Genomic DNA, 20,041 nt, shown 5'->3' on the forward strand with positions numbered 1-20,041 from the left:
AAGTCGGGGTTAAACCAACACGTTCTGTCCATCCAAAAACTCGAGTCAAACCGAGTTCGAACCCGACTTTAGCCTGCTAGCAAGCCGAAAAGTCCGGATAAAACCAACACCAAGTGTCCTATAGGCCGGGAATGATCCTGCGCGGCACAGTTGTGTTGTGGAATAAGCACGACGCCGCAGCGCCGGCCCGCAGCCTCGCTTTTACGCAGCGCTCGGTTAGCGGCGAAGCCGCGAAGCGGCCTAGATGAGAACTAACCGCAGCAGCCACGTGGCAACCGCTGCCAGGGCGCCGGCGGCCGGGATGGTGAGGATCCAGGCGGTGGCAATATTTCCGGCCACGGACCAGCGCACTGCCGAGCGCCGCTTCGTGGCTCCCACACCCATGATGGCGCAGGTGATGGTATGCGTTGTCGAAATGGGGGCGGCCCACACGAACGCCGTCGTATAAAGAACGCTCGCGGCCACGCTTTCCGCAACGAAACCGCGGGCCGGATCCAAATCAATAATTTTTGAGCCGAGCGTTTTCATAATACGGAAGCCGCCGGTCGCGGTCCCCAAAGAAATAGCGGCTGCCGCAGCCAGTTTCACCCAGGTGGGGATCCCGTCCTCAAGATTATGGAAGCCGCCGGCCGTGAGGGCCAGCACGATCACACCCATGGTTTTCTGGGCGTCCTGGAGGCCGTGCCCGAGGGCCACCATGGCGGCGGAAACCGTTTGGGCGTAACGGAAGCGATGCATCGTGGTGTGGTAGGGAGCCTCCGTCAGTAGGCGCAGCACCACTTTCATAATGAGGTAGGCCAGTAGGAAACCAACCGCGGGGGAGACAACCATCGGCACCACCACGCGGTCGAAAATAACCGTCCAGTGCACGGTGGCCAGAGAGGCGATGCCGGCGCCGGCCAGCCCGCCAATAAGCGCGTGCGAAGAAGAGGAGGGCAGCCCACGCCACCAGGTAATAAGATTCCAGCCGATCGCGCCGGCCAGCCCGCCGAGTACCAGGGTCAGGCCGGTTATTTTTTCCAGCTCGGTAATATCAACGATGCCGGAGCCGATTGTTTCGGCCACTTTCGTGCCGAGCATCGCGCCGAGGAAGTTCATGACTGCCGCCATCGCGAGGGCCACTCCGGGCGTCAATGCGCGGGTGGCTACCGAGGTGGCGATGGCATTTGCGGCGTCGTGAAAACCGTTAGTGAAGTCAAAAATGAGGCTAATGACGACGACGGTGCCCACCAAAAAGAGCAACTCGGACAAAATCAGGACTCCTTGAGGGCAATGCGCTCGACCACGGCGGCGAGCGTCTCGAAAGCATCGACGGTGTCCTCGAGAGTGTCCACAACCAGTTTGACACGCAGCAGTTCAATGGCGTCGGTGGCGTTTTCGAAGAGCGAGGCGAGGGTGGAACGGTAGAGGGAATCGCCCTTGTTTTCCAGCTGGTTAATTTCCACCCAGTATTCGCGGGTATCCGGGGACGTCGGGTTGAAATGCGCGAGAATATCCGAGGAGAGGCGAGCGCAGGTCTTGAGAATATCCACCACCGTTGGCGCGCTATCGGGAAGGGTGAGGGGGCGCATAAAGGCCACGTTTTCCCCCACCTCGTCCATGAGGTCCACGCAATTATCGATAGCGGTGGTCAGGGCATAAAGATCCTCCCTGTCGAAAGGGAGGACAAAAGACCTATTTACCACTTTGAGGAGTGCGTGATTTGACTCATCTGCATTGTTTTCGATGGTGTGCAGCTGCTGTTGCAACTCTCCGCGCTCGTGAACCGGTGCGGTCATGAGCTGCGCGAGGCCCGCGGCGGCGATGGGAAGATGCGCTGCCTGGGCGCCAATAAGGTCGAAAACCCGCGTGGAACGCGAGAATTTAGAGAATAACCCCACGTGAATTCCTCGTTTCGGGGACATGAACAATCGATGAACGACTCGTTTCAAGGATAGTTCATTACGGGGCGAAACGTGTATTGCGCGGCGGTGAGATCGGGCAAGGAGTAACTAGACAGAAAGGGTGCCGGACCTGAGAGCGCCTGACGGCGCGAATGCCGCTCGTAGCGGCGCTAGTTGGAGCCCGGGGCTTTCAAGGTCCGGCACCGTGGCTTCAGAATAACAAGAGTGCGGGCAATCGGAAACTTTTCTTCGCGCTTTCGGGCCAAGCGTGAAAAAAGCGGACTTTTGAGCTCCGACGTGGGAAAATGATACTGGCTATGGGTTGTGCCCGGGAGGGTCCGTTAGCGCCGGGCGCCGTGGCTCTCACAGGCTTGGCGCTGTGGGCCTCATGCGGTCGGGGCGGGTACCCTGAGCTTATGGTCTTTGCAATCCCTGAAAATCTCAGCCCGGAAACCTATCCGATGGCTTGGCTCGTCGATACCTGGCGCGGCGCCGGCCTTCTCGAATACGAAGGTGTGGACGCAGCCGGCTACCTGCACGAATTGCGCATCGATAATGATGACCACGGCCCCTACCTGCGTTTGCGTTCGGCAACCTGGCTTTCCCAGGAGCCGGCCGGGGCGGTGGATCGCGAGGTTCCCGGCGGGCGGATGTACGCGGCTCTCACCAAAGGTCAGCTGTGGTCCAGCTTTGAGGGCTACCTGCGTGTCTCACCGAATAACCTCCAGGGCACGGAGGGGCGTTTCGTTCTGGAAGGAATGATCGCCACCTCCGCCGGCCACGCCATGACCTGGGCCGGTTTCATTAAGGGTCCGCAATTCCAGATCGTCGCGGACGCCATCGCCGCCACCCCCACCGCCGCGAGCTACACCGGCGGCCAAATCATGGGCGGCTATGTGGAATCGGAGCTGTTCTACGCCTACGACATGGCTGCCTTCGGGGCGCCGATGCGCAGCTACATGGCCGGCCGCCTCCAGCGCCTGAGCGACTGCCCGGCAGCGGGCGAACCCGCGACCGGTGGGGCGGGTGCGCCGGGCGCACCGGAGGCCCACCCCGAATCGTGATACCTAGCCCGTTGCTACGCTGGCCCGGCGCGGTTCCCGGAGATGGTGCGGCGGCCGGGGTAGCTGCTTTCTACACCAATCCCTACGTGGAACAGCGAGCGCTGGAAGCCGGGCGCGGCTTCGTGGACCTTTCGCACTGGCGGGTGGGGCGCGGCGCCGCCGGTGCTTTCCCGCGCGCCGATAACGCGCGTGAAGTGCTGGAATGCGATGCCCAGGGCCAAATTCGCGCTGCGCTGCTGCGCTGTGCGGGCGGCGCAGGCGACGTTTTCTTGAGTCCGCCTGGTGGGCTTGAGCCGGGCGGGCTCGATTCCACTATGTACCCGGCCAACTACATTGCTATAGGTACGACGACGCACGGAGCTGAGCGCCTACGCACGGCCATGCGCGGCCGGCCCGGGCTATCCGCTAGTTTCTGGGAAGACTGGTGGCCGGATAGCGATAGGGTGATCCTCCTGGTTGGCAATATTGAGGAACTCGCCCGGGTCGGGCAGGCCGCAGGTATGGCCCCGGTAGGTTTATTCGCCTGGGATGCTTATCGGGCCGCGGCGCGCCGCCCGGATCCGTTCCGGGCGGCGCGCGCTGGGGTGCGCCTGGCTGAGATATACGGGCCCGGAGTAGCAGGCGCTCGCGAATCCCGGGTAGCGGGCACCGCCCGGCTCGGGGGAGCCGCGCGGAGCCTTGCCTGCCTGTATTTGGAAGGCCCGGACGCGGCGGACCTGCCCGAACCCGGCGATCCGGTAGTCGCGGAGCGGGGCGATGGGGCAGTTATCGGCCGGGTAACCTCGGCGGTGCGGCATTGGGAAGAAGGCCCGCTTGCCCTCGCGCTGCTGAGGCAGCCAGCGGCGCTGGGCGCGGTGCTGGTAGGGGAATTCCGCTGCGGCGTCGAACCTATTTCACTACCAACTCACGTGCCCGTTGCGGTGACTATTCGTGAAAGCGGCGAAAAAAGTGTCGTAGGCCGTGACTAGAATGGGTGCGAGCACCACGCTCACCACGAGGACGGAGAACCATGAACCTAACAACCTTGCGGCTCGTCACAGATATCTGCAACGGGATATTTTTTGTGATACAGCTGGCGATTCTCGCGTTTATGGTGTGGGCGCTCGTGGCTTGCCTGCGCCGCCCGGATGCGGATTTTCGCTATGCCCGCAAGGATAAGAAGTTCTGGAGCGGGGTGCTGCTGGGCTGCGCTCTCGTAACGGGGATTGTGTTGTTCACTCCTATTCGGCTGCCTTTCCAGCCGTTCCTCATGCTCGGGGCGGCATACGGGGCGCTCTACTACCTGGGTCCTGAAGAACAACGGATGGGGCCGCGGCGTAGTTCACGCGGGCGCGGGAAAGGGTCCTGGTAAAGCGGGGTAAGCGCAGGGCCTGAGCTGCGTCGTCGTACTACACGCACCACGAAGGAGGAAGAATGCGAGCAGTTATTCAGCGCGTCACGCGCGCATCCGTCACGGTGGACGGCAGCGTGATTTCGCAGATCGGCACGGGGCTGTGCGTGCTCCTGGGCGTCACCCACGGGGATGGCGCCCCGGAAGTGGAGAAAGTTGCGCGGAAAATCGCACAGCTGAAAGTGCTGCGCGCCGCGGATGGTAGCGATGATCCCAATAGTCGGCGTAGCGCGGAAGAAGCGCAGGCTCCCGTGCTGCTTGTTTCGCAATTCACCCTGTACGCGGATGTGCGCAAGGGGCGCAAGCCCTCGTGGTCCAAGGCCGCGCCCGGGGAAGTTGCCGACCCGCTCTACGAAGCGGTGGTGCGCGAATTGCGGGATACGTACGGACTGGAAGTAGCCACCGGTCAGTTTGGAGCCATGATGGATGTGGAGCTGGTCAATGACGGGCCCTTCACGCTCCTCGTTGAGGTGGAACCGGCCGGCGCCTAACTCGCCGCACAACCTCGCTTTCGTGGGCCCAAGGGCCTAGGGGTAGTGAAATAAGCTCAGAAATATCATCGAGAACAGCACTTTCCGCGCTAATTCGGCTTTTTCCCTCAGCAAAATGTGAGCCACACACTCATGCCACTGGCGAACAGGGGACGGCTCCTGGGCTGAGGGCCGTTACTCTTTTAGAAGATTGCAAGTGCAAGGAGAGTTATGTTCGAAAGGTTCACTGACCGCGCCCGGCGAGTCATCGTGCTCGCGCAGGAAGAGGCACGGAACCTCAAGCACAACTACCTGGGGACCGAACATATCTTGCTCGGCCTCATTCGCGAGGGCGAAGGGGTGGCCGCAAAGGCGTTGGAAGCCCTGGGGGTAACGCTTGAGTCCGTCCGGACGCAGGTCATCGACATTATCGGTGAAGGCCAGGAGCCGCCCTCGGGTCATATTCCCTTCACGCCGCGCGCCAAGAAGGTTATTGAGTTCGCGATGCGCGAGGGGCTGCAGATGGGCCACTCCTATATTGGAACCGAACATCTCCTCCTCGGGCTCACTCGCGAAGCGGATGGCGTTGCCGCGCAGGTGCTGATCAAGCTCGGTGCGGATATGCCCACCGTGCGTAACCAGGTCAGCCAACTCATCTCCGGTTTCCAAGGTAAGGAAGCCGTGGGGGTGGGCGGAGGCCCGCGTGAAGGCACGAAGGCCGGCTCTACGATCCTGGATCAGTACGGGCGTAACCTCACCGCCGCCGCGCGTGACCACAAGCTCGATCCCGTGATTGGCCGGCATACCGAAACCGAGCGGGTTATGCAGGTGCTCTCGCGGCGCACCAAGAACAACCCGGTCCTGATTGGGGAACCCGGCGTGGGTAAAACCGCGGTTGTGGAGGGCTTGGCCCAGTCCATTGCCGCCGGTAACGTGCCGGAAACCCTCAAGGATAAGCAGCTGTATTCCCTCGATATGGGTTCCCTGGTGGCCGGCTCGCGCTACCGTGGTGACTTCGAGGAACGCATGAAGAAGATCCTCAAGGAAGTCAATACCCGCGGGGATATCATTCTTTTCATCGACGAAATCCACACCTTGGTGGGCGCGGGTGCCGCGGAAGGTGCCCTGGATGCGGCCTCGCTGCTCAAGCCGATGCTGGCCCGCGGGGAACTCCAGGTCATCGGGGCAACTACCCTCGATGAGTACCGCAAGTACATCGAGAAAGATGCCGCGCTGGAGCGCCGCTTCCAGCCCATCCAGGTGGAACAGCCCACCGTGGAACAAACCATCGATATTCTGCGTGGTTTGCGGGACCGGTATGAGTCCTACCATCGGGTGACTATTACCGACGACGCCCTCGAGGCGGCCGCCACCCTGGCGGATCGTTACATTAATGATCGTTTCCTTCCCGATAAGGCCATTGACCTCATCGACGAAGCGGGCGCGCGCCTGGCCATTCGTAAGATGACCGCGCCGCCGGAGCTGCGCGAGCTAGACGATAAGATCGCCTCCACGCGCCGTGCCAAGGAAGCGGCTATTGACGCCCAGGATTTCGAGAAGGCCGCCGGGCTGCGTGATGAAGAGCAGAAGCTCGGTGAAGAACGCGATGCCCGCGAGCAGGCCTGGAAAGACGGGGATATGGACGTCGTCTCGGTGGTGGATGAAGATCTCATCACCGAAGTGCTCTCCATGTCCACCGGCATCCCGGTCTTCAAGCTCACCGAAGCGGAGTCCGCGAAGCTGCTGCGTATGGAAGATGAGCTGCATAAGCGGGTTATCGGCCAGCATGAAGCCGTGACCGCACTTTCTCAGGCGATTCGCCGTACTCGCGCGGGGCTCAAGGATCCGAACCGTCCCGGTGGTTCCTTTATTTTCGCCGGGCCTACCGGTGTGGGTAAAACCGAGCTCGCTAAGGCGCTCGCGGAATTCCTCTTCGGGGATGAATCTGCGCTGATCACCTTGGATATGTCCGAATATTCGGAGAAGCACACCGTGTCGCGGCTTTTCGGTGCCCCTCCGGGATATGTGGGTTATGAAGAAGGTGGCCAGCTTACCGAGAAGGTGCGGCGCAAGCCTTTCTCCGTGGTGCTCTTCGACGAAATTGAGAAGGCCCATGCGGATCTCTTCAATTCCCTCCTCCAGATCCTGGAAGAAGGGCGCCTCACGGATGCCCAGGGCCGGGTGGTGGATTTCAAGAACACCATCATTATTATGACCACCAATTTGGGCACGAAGGATATTGCGAAGGGCGTGCAAACTGGTTTCCAGTTCGACGCCGATACCACGTCCTCCTACGAGCGTATGAAGACGAAGGTAGCGGAAGAACTCAAGAACAACTTCCGGCCCGAGTTCCTCAACCGCGTGGATGACATTATCGTCTTCCCGCAGCTGGGCCGCCCGGAAATCCTCCAGATTGTGGATCTTATGATTGGCAAGCTGGATAAGCGCCTGCGGGATCAGAACCTGTCCATCGCACTGACGAAGGACGCGAAAGAACTACTTGCTGATCGTGGTTACGATCCGGTGCTCGGGGCGCGCCCGCTGCGCCGCGCCATCCAGCGTGACGTGGAAGATGTGCTTTCCGAGAAGCTGCTCTACGGCGAATTCGCTAAGGGTGACATCATCGTGGTGGATGTGGATAAGGACAATATTCCCATGTCCTTCACGTTTACCGGCCAGTCGCCCGATCAGCCGCTCCCGGAGGGCGTGATCGAAGCGGAAGAACCGGCGCAGATGGAAGGCCTGGCCTCCGGGGTGAATACTCGCCCGAGTGGCGGGCCGGCGGCCGGGGCTGGTGCACCGACCTCCGGGGGTGGCCTAGCCGCGGCTAACTAGATTCGCTGAAGCCCGGTGTAGGGGCGCGAGCTTAAGGCTCCCAACAAGGAGCACCAAGCTCAGGTGCCGACGCTAGGGTCGCGAGCAAGGAATAACTAATACCCGAGAGCTCGAAGCTAACCGATAAGGTGGGCTTCGAGCTCTCGCGTTATCACCGGGGCTGTTTCGGAGCGAGTGGTGAGTAGCTGCGGCACCGTGCGGCTCTGCCCAGCAACGGTGTAGCGAACCTCCCACTCCACAACGAGCGTGGCTTTCACCTCCTCGTTAGCGCGGTGGTAGATCACTTCCGTATAGGGCTGGCGGGCTGGGATGGGCTGCGCTGAGTGACCGGGTAGCGAACCGCTGGGCGTGGTGTTCCCAGCCTTCCCCGCGGTCACGCTTCTCGCACCGGGAACCTCCCAGCTTGCCCGCACGGGAACCAGATCAATAACAACCTCCGCACCGAGCAACGTGACCGTGTGCCGCTGCGCCGGTGCGGAATAATGGAGGTGGACCGGGTAGTTGATAGCCACCCAGCCGCGCGCCGGTTCCATCCACGCCGCAGCGTTCGCTGCCGCAATTCGGATACTCTCCGTGTGAATAATCGTTTCCAACTGCGCGGCGCTGGGCAGTGCTGCCGCTTGAGAACTAGCCGGAGGAGTGCCATGACCCAATATCCAACTGAGGATTCCGGCCGCGCCGCGCACATGGCCTGGCAGAGACGTATCCCGAACAGCGGCTACTAGTGCACCGCGAGACCACGGCAGTCCATACGCTCCGGTGGCGGGGCCGGTGCCCGAACCGGTTGCCGTAGTGGTCATGCTATCTTCCGGCCCGCCGCCGGAATATCCGCTGTCCCCGCCGTCGCTGCCGGTGGTGGCGTCTGAGCCCGATAGAGCGCCGGCGGCCCCAGCGGGTAAACGCCGGGTGTAACGAGACTGACCCTCCACGGTTACACCGCCACCATCGGTGTGAGCGGTATATACCCGCTCTTCGTTATCCTCGTATTCGCGGGCGAGGGCCGGAGCGCTTACCGTGCACGAACCAAGAAATGCCACCGTGGCTATACCGATGATGAGGGCGCGCAGGAACCAGCGCGGCCTCAAAGCGGGGTTGGTGTCACGTCTCATCACACACCTCCATCCAGAATGTCGTCGTTCATCCCTACCGCATCCACGATCCAGTTATCACCTGAGCGGACGATCCGCATGGTCACAAAGAATTCTTCGGCACGATCTACCTTTTCGGCGCCCTTGCGGTTCACCACCGGATTGGGCGGATGCGAGACGGAAAACTGCACGGTATAGGCGGCGATGGGATCATTCCAGCGCCCCCGCGCCTCGCTAAAACTAAATACGGTGGCTTGCCGGGGCCGGAAATCAGTTTCTTCACGTTTCGCGATTTGGTGTTGGCACCAATCGCATTGTTCCCCGGCCAGCGGGGATAGAGGTGCGATATCGCCGGTGATCGTTGCGTAATCGAGGAGGGTGAAAAGATGCTGCCCGGCAGCGATGGCTCCTTCCACGGAATCCTCGGCCATCTGGGCGGGTGGGGAGGGCACCGGAATCTGCACCGGCCAGGTGGGCGGAGCAGATGGAGAATCTGCGGGTGACGCAGAACTAGCCGTCTGCGAAGCAGGGCTGGGGGCTGGCATTCCGGAAACTCCACCGGGGGAGAGCCCCGGGGGAGGCGCACCTGCCCCGGCCCCGCAGCTGCTGAGAAGGAAACAAAGGACGGCAAGAATTCCGGCACGGCGCCCGGTCATGAGTACGTTCATGGCGCCACGTTAACAGCCCCGCCTCACCCACCCCGGGTTTATCCACAGGAAGGCCCGCATCGGTGTGTTGTCCACAGCGTGCGCCGGCTCGGCTACGCGCCAGTACACTTATGCGCCGGCGCGCCTACGCAGTAGCCGCTTCCGTCACCACAACCCGCGCTTCGAGCTCGCGGCATGCGCCCGGCTCCAGCAACATGTCGCGGCCTTCGGCTCGGTTGAAAGTATTGGGCAGCGCCTGGCACGGCTCCATGGCCACCGCTCGCCCAGCATCACGCGCGAGTTCGGAGCCCGCGAAAATATGGAAGTTCTTGGAAGGCCAACTACCCAGGCGCGCCCACAGGGCCACTTCGCGAGTTCCGGTGCGCAGGCGCGCCACATTCCAGCTAGCTCCGGCATCGTCCGCATCCGGCCCGGCGCAATCGGCAAGCTGTGCGTAGGCCCAATCCGTGGCCGGGTCGATGGGGGAGTCGGCAAGCGGCTCGCACGGCGCGAAAGCGCCGGCGCCGTCGTGCGGAATAAGAGTGGTATCGGTGGCGATACGCGCGCGGCAGTCCAGGTTCAGGCGCGCCTCCGCCAGCGGGCCGGCGAGTCGGAAATACGGATGCCAGCCGAGAGCGACCGGCGCAGCTACCTCGCTGAGGTTCTCGGCGCGTAAGCGTACGTGTAAGGACCCCTCGGCCCCAATACTGTAAACAATGTTTACAGACAGCTCGAAGGGGTAAACAGTGTTTGCGTCTAGCCGGGTACCGAATTCGAGAACGCCGTTCTCCGCGCGTATCACCTTGAATTCTTGGGTAGTGACCAGGCCGTGCAGGCCGGCTTCAGCCTCGGGAATTGGTGCCGGCACGCTGTGAACGCCGCTTACCGGAATATCGGCGTGGAGTTGAGCCTGCACGGCCGGGTTTTCGCCGTGGTAGAGCGCGGCCGGGTAGCGCCCCTCGCGGATACGATTGGACCACGGCACCAGCACAGCGCTGCGGAAACCGTTGAGTTCGCGCAGCTCAGCGGGGTCGCGGTAGCCGTCGATAATCTCGGTATCGCCGAGGCGGTAGTTAAGCAGGGTGGCGCCGCGGGTGGCCGCGCGTAGTGTAACGGTTCGGCCCGCGCACTCGCGTTCAGTGGTGACGATCATGGTCCTTCTTCCTCGTAGTCCCAGGTACGACGGCGCCGCAGCCGCGGACGCCTCCTTTAGCTTCCCACGTTCTCCAGGGTACCCGCCAAGGCCCGGTAGGCGGGCCAGGCCGGGTTGCCGGGGCGCGGCGTGAAACGGGCGGTGATGCGCGGGGCCCAGGCTTCGGCCGGGCAGTCGCAGTTCGCCACCCGTGCGGCCTGGTAGGCCGCACCCTTAGCCACGTATTCGCCCGGTTCGGGCAGCGCGAGGGGAATCTCGAGCACGTCCGCGAGAATCTGCACGAGCACTCGCGATTGTGCACCACCGCCGATGAGCATGGCGTTATCGATGGTGATGCCCCCGGCCCGCAGCGCTTCGAGCGCGCCGCGCATGAGGCAGGCCAAGCCTTCGTAGGCCGCGCGGGCCAGATTCGCGCGGGTGAAATTCGCTGCTGTCAAACCGCCCAGATGCGCGCGGGCGCCGGGCAGATTCGGGGTGCGTTCACCCAGGAAATAGGGAATAAGAGTAATTCCGCCCGCGCCCGGTGCGGCGGATGCGGCCAGCTCGCCGAGCTCCTCGAAAGAAACATCAAGAATGCTGCGGAAATAGTCCTGGATGAGGGAACCGTTGAGAGTGCAAGCCAGCGGGAGCCATTGCCCGTTTGCGTCGGAAAAGCCGGTGACGCCCGAGCTGGCATCTTGAACCGGATGGTCGGATACCGTGGCAATCACCCCGGAGGTCCCGATGGAGAGCGATGCCTGCCCGCCGCGCAGGCCCAGGCCGAGCGCGGCACCCGCATTATCGCCGGCGCCGGGACCGATGGGAATCTGGCGGGCAGGGCTCGCCTCGCTCAGCCACCGCGCATCAAGATTCCCCACCGCCTCGAAAGGTGCTCCGATGCGCGGCAGAATAATCTCCCGCGCGGCGGATTCGGGGATTCGCAATGCCGCGGCGAGGATGTCGTAACGGTATTCGTCGGTGGTGCAATCCACGTACCCGGTGCCCGAGGCATCCGAACGATCAGTGGCAAGATCGCGCAGATCGGTGGAGCCGGAAAGCTTCCACGTGAGCCAATCGTGAGGGAGGCAGATAGCTCGAATCCGCGCGGCATTCTCGGGTTCCGCGTCGGCCAGATAACGCAATTTTGTGACGGTGAGGGAGGCAACCGGGACGGATCCCGTTGCCCGCGCCCAAAATTCCCGCCCGAATTCGGCGGTGAGCGCTGCGGCTGCGGGAGCGGACTTGGTGTCGTTCCATAACAGCGCAGGACGGATGACCTCCCCGTGCTCGTCAAGGGCTACCAGGCCGTGCTGCTGGCCGCCCACGGCGATGCCGGAAATATCATCGAGCCCGCCAGCCGAGCTGATCGCGCTGCGCAGCGCGTCAAGCCAGGCATGTGGGTCAACCTCGGTTCCGTTCGGGTGAGGGGCCTTGCCCTGCCGTACGATCTGCGTGGTCTCGGTATCGATAATGAGGACCTTGGTGGATTGGGTGGAGCTATCGACTCCGGCAACGAGTGGCATATTCTCTCCTAGTAGTGAGCGGCGTGACAGCGGTGTCGCGCCGCGGGCCGGCACGGAGGAAAGGGGTGAGATAGCGCCGAATAACCTTCCCGGCGTGCACCACTCCGTGTATTTGTTCTTAAATAAAACTAATGTGGGAGTGGGGGAGTGTCAAGGGTTCCCGCTATGCTCTGGCCCGCAATCAGCGGCGTGGCTCCATTATGATAATTGAGATGCGCGAGGGGCGAGCAAACAGAGGTCGAGCAGGTAGAGAGGTCGAGAGCGTGGCCAAAACCGGGAAAACACCGCAGAGCTTGAGGGCGGAGAACACCAAAACGGTGCTGGCGTCAGTTTTGGACAGTCCGGAACCGCCCTCGCGCGCTCAGCTCGCCACCCGCACTGGCCTCACCCGCGCCACCGTCTCCCGCCTGGTCGATTACCTCCTGGAGGCCAATCTCATTGAGGAGTTGCCTCCGGTACGTCCCCACGTGGGGCGGCCCGCTAATCCCCTGGTTGCGAAGGGGCAGACCATGGTGATGATCGGTATGGAGGTGAACCTCGCCTATCTTTCCGTGGTGGTCATGGATCTGGCTGGCAATATCCTTTTTACCGCGGTGGATCAGCGCGATTCCCGCCAGGCATCCCCGCAGCTGATCTGCGAGATGCTTGGCGAGATGCTGGGGCGCTGGGCTCGCCCGCGTAGCACCACCGTTCTGGGCACGGGCTTGTGCGTTCCTGGCTTGGTGGACCGCAGCCGCGGAATTGTGGTGACCGCCCCGAATCTTGGCTGGGCGGATGTTGATATGGCGACTCAGCTGAGCGCCGCAATCGGAGATCTCGGCCGGGTGATCGTTGTCAACGAAGCGGATGCTGCCGCGCACGGGGTGCTCTACCAGCGTCCCGGAGCCCTTTCCGCCACCCGAGATTTTATTTACGTTTCCGGTGAGGTAGGCATCGGCGCCGCCGTTATTGCCGGGGGAGCGGTATTTGAAGGGACGCATGGGTGGGCCGGGGAATTTGGCCATATGTGCGTGGAACGCTCCGGGCCGCGCTGCGGATGCGGCTCTAACGGATGCTTGGAACAGTACGTGGGTCAAGACGCGCTCTTGCGGAATGCCGGATTGCCGCGGGAGGTGGGCGTGAATGGACTTATAGAAAGGTTCGACGCCGGGGATACTGGCGTGAGAGATGCTGTTGATCTGGCTGCGGTATCCCTTGGATCGGCCCTCGCGAACGCCCTCAATCTTCTCGACCTAGACACGGTGGTCTTCGGAGGTAACTTCGCTCTTCTCTACCCTCGCCTGGAGATGATCCTGCGCTCCGAACTTAAATACCGGGTGCTGGCATCGCGCTGGAAGGATATTGAATTGCTCGTTGATGAACGCGGGAATACCGCCGCGGCTATCGGGGTCTGCCTTCAGCATTTTGACATCTTCCTCGGTGATCCCAATTCGTGGCTGGATCCGGTTCTCGCCTAAAGATTCCGCGCCTACCTGAGGGGCCGTGCTCGCCGCAAGAGCTCCTTCGCGGCAGGGTACGCCGGTTTGTTTGTGCCTAAAACAAACCGGGCAATAAAACGCGCAATAAAAACTTCTGGGTGAGATTTACCTTATAGGTATTGACAGCGTGCACTTCTCGACTTAGTTTTGTAAATGAACAAAGTAGTTGTTCATCAGCATAAAGGAGTGCATACGATGAGAAAGCCTACAAAAGAAGATAAGTTCTCCTTCGGTCTGTGGACTGTGGGGTGGACCGGAACCGATCCCTTCGGCGGAGATTCCCGCCCGGCCCTCGATCCGTGGGTCTACACGGAAAAGCTTGCCGAGCTGGGTGCCTGGGGCATTACTTTCCACGACAATGACGTTTTCGCTTTTGACGCCAGCGATGCTGAGCGTGCCGAGCGGGTGGGCAAAGTCAAGGAAGCAGCCGATGCCAACGGCTTGACCATCGAAATGGTCACCACGAACACCTTCTCCCATCCCATCTTCAAGGACGGTGGCTTCACCAATAACGACCGCTCGATCCGGCGCTTCGGCCTCCAGAAAATTCTGCGCAATGTGGATCTAGCCGCAGAAGTCGGCGCCACCACCTTCGTGATGTGGGGCGGGCGCGAAGGAACCGAATACGATTCCTCCAAGGATCTCAATGCCGCTTTCGAACGCTACAAGGAAGGCCTGGACACGGTAGCCGGCTACATCAAGGAGAAGGGCTACGATCTCAAGATCGGCCTGGAACCCAAGCCGAACGAACCGCGCGGTGATATCTTCCTGCCCACCATCGGTCACGCTCTGGGCATTATTGCCGAACTAGATAATGGAGATATCGTGGGCCTCAACCCGGAAACCGGGCACGAGCAGATGGCCGGTCTTAATTACACCCACGGGCTGGCCCAGGCACTCAATGCCGGCAAGCTCTTCCATATCGACCTCAACGGTCAGGCCGGCCCCCGCTACGACCAGGACAAGTGCTTCGGCCACGGCGATCTCGCCTCTGCTTTCTTCACGGTGGATCTGCTGGTCAACGGCTTCTCCAACGGCGGTCCGCGCTACGAAGGCCCCATCCACTTCGATTACAAGCCCTCGCGCACCGAAGGTATGGAAGGTGTGTGGGAATCCGCGGCCGCGAATATGGAAATGTACCTCATGCTCGCGGAGAAGGCGAAGGCCTTCCGCGCCGACCCGCGCACCCAGGAAATCATGGAAGCTGCCTCGATTCCCGAACTGACCGAACCGACCGTGGCGGAAGGTGAGAACCTGGACGATGTGCGGGCGGAGAAGTTCGACGTCGCCGCGCTGGCCGCGCGCGAATACCACTACGTTGAGCTCTACCAGCAGGCCATGCGCCACCTTATTGGCTAAGAACCGCGGGGAGTAGGTCGGCCCTATACCGGCCTACCCCTGGCTATCACTGTGCCCCGGTTGGTGGGGGTGAGATGCAGCCGCACCTCACCCCCACCGCGCGCCGGGCTCACCGCGCAGATTGACCACGCTACCCCGGCGTGCCATGCCCTGCCGGGCTCGCACGCCGCCCGCGCCTGAATCCACCGCGGACATATATACAGGCGCGCCGCATTGACGATAGCGCGAGCTGCGCCGTCGTTCCCCACTACTTCTCACACAGAGCAAGGAGGCTCCGGTGAAGATTTCCCTGAAGAAAATAGCTGCGATGATCACGGGGATGTTCCTCGTGCTTGCCACCGCGGCCGGGTGCTCCGCCACGCGAAGCGATGAGTACTACGGTCGCAGTGGTGGTGGCACCATCGGCATTTCCATGCCCTCCAAATCCCTGGAACGCTGGTCGCGTGACGGTGACTACCTCCAGAAGCAATTGCAGGATATGGGATACAAAACCTCGATGCAGTACGCCGATAACAAGGTGGAACAGCAGATCTCCCAGATCCAAAATATGATTAACGAAGGCCCCGCGGTCATTATTGTGGCTTCGATTGACGGTTCGGCCCTCGCTCCGGTGCTTGCCCAGGCAAAGCAGGCTGGTATTAAGGTCATCGCGTATGACCGCCTCATCCGTGATACCGATGCGGTTTCCTACTACGTGACTTTCGATAATTACCGCGTGGGGCAGATGCAGGGCGAATATATCGTCAAGGAACTCGGCTTGGATCAGGGCAAAGGCCCCTTCAATTTCGAGCCTTTCTCCGGTTCCCCGGACGATAATAACGCGCGTTACTTCTTCGAAGGCGCCTGGGACCAGCTCAAGCCTTACCTGGATAAGGGGCAGCTCAAGGTACCCTCGGGTAAAGCACCCGCGAATGTAGCCGATTGGCAGTCCATCGGTATTCAGGCGTGGATGGCGCCCACCGCACAGGCCGAAATGGAAACGCGCCTTAACTCCTTCTACCGTGGCGGCACGCGGGTGGATGCGGTGCTTGCCCCCAATGATGCACTGGCGCTGGGTATCACCCAGGCCCTCGACGCGGATGGTTATACGCAGGATACCTGGCCGGTCCTTACCGGGCAGGACGCGGATCAGGCCAATGTCACCAATATCGTCAAGGGCCGCCAGTCCATGACGGTGTGGAAGGATACCCGCAAGCTCGCCGACCAGGCAGCCCTCATGGTGGATCAGATCGTCAAGGGTGAAGAGGTGACAGTTAATGACACCGAAACCTATGAGAACGGCATGATGGTTGTTCCCACCTTCCTGCTCGAACCGGTGGTTATTAACGCGGAGAACGCCCGTGAGAAACTGGTGGATTCCGGATACTACTCGGCTGCCGAGATCGGCCTCGAGTAGGAGGACGCCATGTATTCAGACGAGAATATTTTGGAGATGCGCGGGATCGTCAAGGATTTTTCCGGTGTGCGCGCTCTCGACGACGTAACACTCAACGTGAAACGCGGGGAAATCCACGCGATTTGCGGGGAGAACGGCGCGGGGAAATCCACCCTCATGAAGGTACTCTCCGGTGTGTGGCCGCACGGCACCTACGAGGGGGAGATTATTTACGATCACGAGCCGGTCAAGTTCTCCACCATTAAGGATTCGGAGCGTTCCGGAATCGTGATTATCCACCAGGAGCTGGCGCTATCGCCCTTCCTCTCGGTGGCGGAAAATATTTTCCTCGGTTCCGAAATTACCCGTTTCGGGGCCATTGACTGGAATAAGACGAATGATCGCGCCGCGATCCTGCTGGCCAAAGTGGGCCTCGACGTCGACCCCACTACCGAAGTGGTGGACCTGGGCGTAGGTAAACAACAGCTGGTCGAAATCGCTAAAGCGCTGTCGAAGAACGTCAAGCTGCTCATCCTTGACGAGCCCACCGCGGCTCTCAATGATGACGATTCCGAACACCTGCTCAACCTCATGCGCCAGCTCCAAGCGCAGGGCGTTTCCCAGATCATCATTTCCCATAAGCTCAACGAGATCGCGGACATTGCCGATAACGTCACGATTATTCGCGACGGGCACGCGGTGGGCACCTGGCCCATGAAGGGCGAGGGCGCTATTAGCGAAGCGGATATTATTCGCCATATGGTGGGCCGCGAGCTGACCAACCGCTATCCGGAGCACACCCCGAACGTGGGGGAGATGCTTCTGGAAGTGGAGGACTGGACCGCCTACCACCCTCTCGACACCGGGCGGAAAGTGGTGGACGGCGCCGCGATTAACGTGCGGGCCGGGGAGATTGTGGGCATTGCCGGGCTCATGGGAGCCGGGCGCACCGAACTAGCTATGAGCCTCTTCGGGCATTCCTACGGAACCAAGATCTCCGGTACTGTGCGCATGCACGGCCAGGAAGTTGACACCTCCACCGTGGGCAGGGCAATCAAGGCGGGCATCGCCTACGTTCCCGAAGACCGCAAGAGCTTAGGGCTCAACCTCATCCAGGATGTGCAGCTCAATGTCACCTCCGCTGCGCTGCGCAAACTCGTGCGGGGCGGCGTGATCGATGAGCATGAAGAGAGCCGGGTGGTGGATGGCTACCGAAAATCGATGCGGATTAAAACCTCCTCGAACCGGGCGCTGGTCTCCTCACTTTCGGGTGGAAACCAGCAGAAGGTGGTGCTCTCCAAGTGGATGTACACCGATCCGGAGCTCCTCATTTTGGACGAACCGACGCGCGGTATTGACGTCGGTGCGAAATACGAAATCTACCAAATCATTAACGAACTAGCGGACCAGGGCAAGGGTGTTCTGGTGATTTCCTCCGAGCTTCCCGAATTGCTGGGAATCTGCGACCGCATTTACACACTCAACGCCGGAAAAGTCACGGGCTGCTTCGCGCGCGAAGACGCGAGTCAGGAAAAGCTCATGAGCTACATGGCCGGTGATCGTATGGAAGGACAGGCAGCATGAGCGAGAAACCTGAGGTAACCACGGGCGCGGCCGGTGCAAGCGGCACGCGGGCCGCCGGCACCGAAACTGCCGCCGGCACCGAAACTGCCGCCAGCACCGAAAGCACCGCGGCACGCGCTGTTCCCGCGGTACGCGCCCCCAAGAAATCCGAGGACCCGGCCACCGCGCATCGCGGCAGCATGAAACTGGGCGGCATTAACCTGCGCCAGTACGGAATTTTGCTGGCCCTCGTCATTATTATTCTGCTTTTCCAGGTCCTCACGAAGGGCCTGCTCCTCGCCCCGAATAACGTAGCTTCCCTAATCCAGCAGAACGCCTACGTGCTTATTTTGACTATCGGCATGACGATCGTCATTATTGCCCGGCATATCGACCTCTCGGTCGGCTCGGTGGTGGCTTTCGTGGGCGGCGTTGTGGCACTCATGATGGATTCCATGGGTTGGTCCTGGCCGGTCGCGGTGGTGGCCGGACTTATCATCGGCGCGCTTATCGGCTGCTGGCAGGGCTTCTGGGTCGCATACGTGGGTATTCCCGCTTTCATCGTGACGCTGGGCGGCATGCTTATTTTCCGCGGCCTGGCCATTGTGCTAGTGGAACGTACTATTTCCGGCCTGCCCGGTGGCTTCGTTTCCATTGCTAACGGATCGCTCCCCAATTGGCTCGGTTTCTTCACCCCGTCCTTCCTCCGCGATTGCGACGTGCTCACCCTCCTCATCGGCCTGCTGGCCGTGGTGGGCATGCTGGTCAGCGCGCTGCGCAAGCGTCGGGCCCGGGCCCGCGGCGGAGCGCTACTCGAATCCGCGGCGAGCTTCTGGATCCGCAACGTCATCCTCGCGGTCGGCATTATGGCGGTGTCTTACGTGCTCTCGCTATCGGCCGGCGGCACCCCGATTGTGCTCGTCATTATCGGTGTACTCGTCATGATCTACGCCTTCGTCATGAACCGCACCGTTTTCGGCCGGCACGTCTACGCCGTGGGCGGCAACCTGGAAGCCGCGAAGCTCTCCGGTGTCAACACCAAGCGGGTGGACTTCCTCGTCTTCGTCAATATGGGCGTGCTTTCCGCGCTCGCGGGCATTGTGACGACGTCGCGCGCGGGTGCGGCCGTGGCAACGGCCGGAAACGGCTACGAACTGGATGCTATCGCCGCGGCCTTCATCGGTGGGGTAGCGGTAACCGGTGGGCGCGGGCGGCTCTCCGGAGCTATTATCGGTGCCTTTATTATGGGCGTGCTCAATATGGGCCTGTCGATCCTCAACGTCGATTCCGCCTGGCAGCAGTCCATTAAGGGCCTCGTGGTTATTCTTGCCGTCGCTTTCGATATGGTTGCTAATCGCAAGAAATAATCTCCGGAATTGCACTCCTCCGGGGTCGTGCGGGGCGGGTAGGTCACTACTCGCCCCGCACGGGCGTCGTCGTACCGCCTTTCCATCTTGCCCCGCCCCTCAACCTAAGGAAGAAAAATGCCTGAAAAGCCTCTCGACCCGCGCCGTGTGGCCCGCCCGCACGTTGGTGAGCTGCCCGAACGCAGCCGCTGTCCGATTCCGGGTGAACCCGCGGACGTGCAGTGGCGGCGCATGGTGGAAGGCCGGCTCTACCGCTGGGGGCCAACGCAAGCCCGGGTGCGCGAACGCGCCATCGCGCTGCTGGAAGAATTCAACGCCGAGGCCGCTTGGGGTAGCCCGCGTGCCACCGAAATCCTGGGCGAACTACTCGGTGAAATCGGGGCCGGCTCCCAGATTGTGCGCCCCTTCACCTGCGATTACGGCGTGAATATCAGCTTGGGGGAGGGTTCCTTCATTAATACCGGAGCGGTGATCCTCGACCTGTGCCCGGTGCGCATCGGCGCCGGGGTCCTCATTGCCCCGCACGTCACCATGTCCTGCGCCTCGCACCCCATCGACCCGGCTCTGCGCGCCACCCGCCTCGAATACGGTCGCCCCATCACCATCGAAAATAACGTTTGGATCGGCATGGGTGCCTCCATCGCGGGCGGCGTGACCATCGGTGAAAATTCCGTGGTGGGCGCCGGCGCCGTGGTGCTGCGCGACGTCCCGCCGGGGAGCGTTGTGGGTGGAGTTCCGGCCCGCGTGCTCCGTTCCATTAATTCCGACGACGCCGCCTTCGCGGCAGCACTCCTCGCTGACTACCAAGCGGACGTAAGCGAGGAGCCTCTTTCGCAGTAGCCAAGATGCGCGGGCGGCGCATTATCG

The 20,041-nt window shown here is 61.6% G+C and carries 17 protein-coding genes; 11 read left to right on the top strand and 6 right to left on the bottom strand.

Annotated features, from left to right (window positions below):
* Positions 1-240: 240 nt before the first annotated feature.
* Positions 241-1,251 carry an inorganic phosphate transporter gene (locus DDD64_RS05770; RefSeq protein ID WP_126135450.1) on the bottom strand — a complete coding sequence of 337 codons (1,011 nt, stop codon included), beginning with the start codon at positions 1,249-1,251 and terminating at the stop codon, positions 241-243.
* Between the two features lie 2 nt (positions 1,252-1,253).
* Positions 1,254-1,880, bottom strand: a complete 627-nt coding sequence (locus DDD64_RS05775) for a DUF47 domain-containing protein (protein ID WP_016442266.1) — start codon at positions 1,878-1,880, stop codon at positions 1,254-1,256.
* A 419-nt stretch (positions 1,881-2,299) separates the two neighbouring features.
* Between DDD64_RS05775 and DDD64_RS05780 the strand changes: the two genes are divergently transcribed.
* The 5 genes from DDD64_RS05780 to DDD64_RS05800 all read left to right on the top strand — a co-directional run bounded on the left by DDD64_RS05780 (position 2,300) and on the right by DDD64_RS05800 (position 7,642).
* Positions 2,300-2,947 carry a heme-binding beta-barrel domain-containing protein gene (locus DDD64_RS05780; protein ID WP_126135452.1) on the top strand — a complete coding sequence of 216 codons (648 nt, stop codon included), beginning with the start codon at positions 2,300-2,302 and terminating at the stop codon, positions 2,945-2,947.
* Positions 2,944-3,915, top strand: a complete 972-nt coding sequence (locus DDD64_RS05785) for a hypothetical protein (protein WP_126135453.1) — start codon at positions 2,944-2,946, stop codon at positions 3,913-3,915. Before DDD64_RS05780 ends, DDD64_RS05785 begins: the two co-directional genes overlap by 4 nt.
* Before the next feature lie 41 nt (positions 3,916-3,956).
* Positions 3,957-4,298 (top strand): DUF2516 family protein, encoded by a 342-nt coding sequence (locus DDD64_RS05790; protein WP_126135454.1) that lies wholly within the window; start codon positions 3,957-3,959, stop codon positions 4,296-4,298.
* A gap of 62 nt (positions 4,299-4,360) precedes the next feature.
* On the top strand, positions 4,361-4,828 hold the full coding sequence (gene dtd / locus DDD64_RS05795) for a D-aminoacyl-tRNA deacylase (protein ID WP_126135455.1): 468 nt from the start codon (positions 4,361-4,363) through the stop codon (positions 4,826-4,828).
* A 210-nt stretch (positions 4,829-5,038) separates the two neighbouring features.
* On the top strand, positions 5,039-7,642 hold the full coding sequence (locus DDD64_RS05800; protein ID WP_126135456.1) for an ATP-dependent Clp protease ATP-binding subunit: 2,604 nt from the start codon (positions 5,039-5,041) through the stop codon (positions 7,640-7,642).
* 116 nt (positions 7,643-7,758) lie between these two features.
* On the opposite strand, the gene DDD64_RS05805 is transcribed toward DDD64_RS05800, so the two are convergent.
* From DDD64_RS05805 to xylB, 4 genes are all read right to left on the bottom strand, one after another.
* Complete coding sequence (locus DDD64_RS05805) at positions 7,759-8,751, bottom strand: hypothetical protein (protein WP_206435391.1); 993 nt, start codon at positions 8,749-8,751, stop codon at positions 7,759-7,761.
* Positions 8,751-9,398 (bottom strand): DUF6318 family protein, encoded by a 648-nt coding sequence (locus DDD64_RS05810; protein ID WP_126135458.1) that lies wholly within the window; start codon positions 9,396-9,398, stop codon positions 8,751-8,753. Before DDD64_RS05810 ends, DDD64_RS05805 begins: the two co-directional genes overlap by 1 nt.
* Before the next feature lie 124 nt (positions 9,399-9,522).
* Positions 9,523-10,530, bottom strand: coding sequence for an aldose 1-epimerase (locus DDD64_RS05815; protein ID WP_126135459.1), 1,008 nt, complete (start codon positions 10,528-10,530; stop codon positions 9,523-9,525).
* 56 nt (positions 10,531-10,586) lie between these two features.
* Entirely contained in the window at positions 10,587-12,032 is a 1,446-nt protein-coding gene (gene xylB, locus DDD64_RS05820; RefSeq protein WP_126135460.1) for a xylulokinase, read from the bottom strand.
* A gap of 317 nt (positions 12,033-12,349) precedes the next feature.
* Between xylB and DDD64_RS05825 the strand changes: the two genes are divergently transcribed.
* The 6 genes from DDD64_RS05825 (at position 12,350) to DDD64_RS05850 (ending at position 20,014) form a co-directional block, all read left to right on the top strand.
* A complete protein-coding gene (locus DDD64_RS05825) occupies positions 12,350-13,489 on the top strand; it encodes an ROK family transcriptional regulator (protein WP_164545934.1) in 1,140 nt (379 codons plus the stop codon).
* Between the two features lie 216 nt (positions 13,490-13,705).
* Positions 13,706-14,869, top strand: a complete 1,164-nt coding sequence (xylA, locus tag DDD64_RS05830; RefSeq protein ID WP_126135462.1) for a xylose isomerase — start codon at positions 13,706-13,708, stop codon at positions 14,867-14,869.
* Positions 14,870-15,146: 277 nt separating this feature from the next.
* Entirely contained in the window at positions 15,147-16,265 is a 1,119-nt protein-coding gene (gene chvE, locus DDD64_RS05835; protein WP_241227450.1) for a multiple monosaccharide ABC transporter substrate-binding protein, read from the top strand.
* Between the two features lie 9 nt (positions 16,266-16,274).
* On the top strand, positions 16,275-17,828 hold the full coding sequence (gene mmsA / locus DDD64_RS05840) for a multiple monosaccharide ABC transporter ATP-binding protein (protein ID WP_126135463.1): 1,554 nt from the start codon (positions 16,275-16,277) through the stop codon (positions 17,826-17,828).
* A complete protein-coding gene (gene mmsB, locus DDD64_RS05845; RefSeq protein ID WP_241227457.1) occupies positions 17,825-19,174 on the top strand; it encodes a multiple monosaccharide ABC transporter permease in 1,350 nt (449 codons plus the stop codon). The genes mmsA and mmsB overlap by 4 nt, the downstream gene beginning before the upstream one ends.
* 117 nt (positions 19,175-19,291) lie before the next feature.
* Positions 19,292-20,014 carry a sugar O-acetyltransferase gene (locus DDD64_RS05850; protein ID WP_206435392.1) on the top strand — a complete coding sequence of 241 codons (723 nt, stop codon included), beginning with the start codon at positions 19,292-19,294 and terminating at the stop codon, positions 20,012-20,014.
* Positions 20,015-20,041 lie beyond the last annotated feature (27 nt).

The sequence above is a fragment of the Actinotignum sanguinis genome (assembly GCF_003957255.1).
GTDB lineage: Bacteria > Actinomycetota > Actinomycetes > Actinomycetales > Actinomycetaceae > Actinotignum > Actinotignum sanguinis.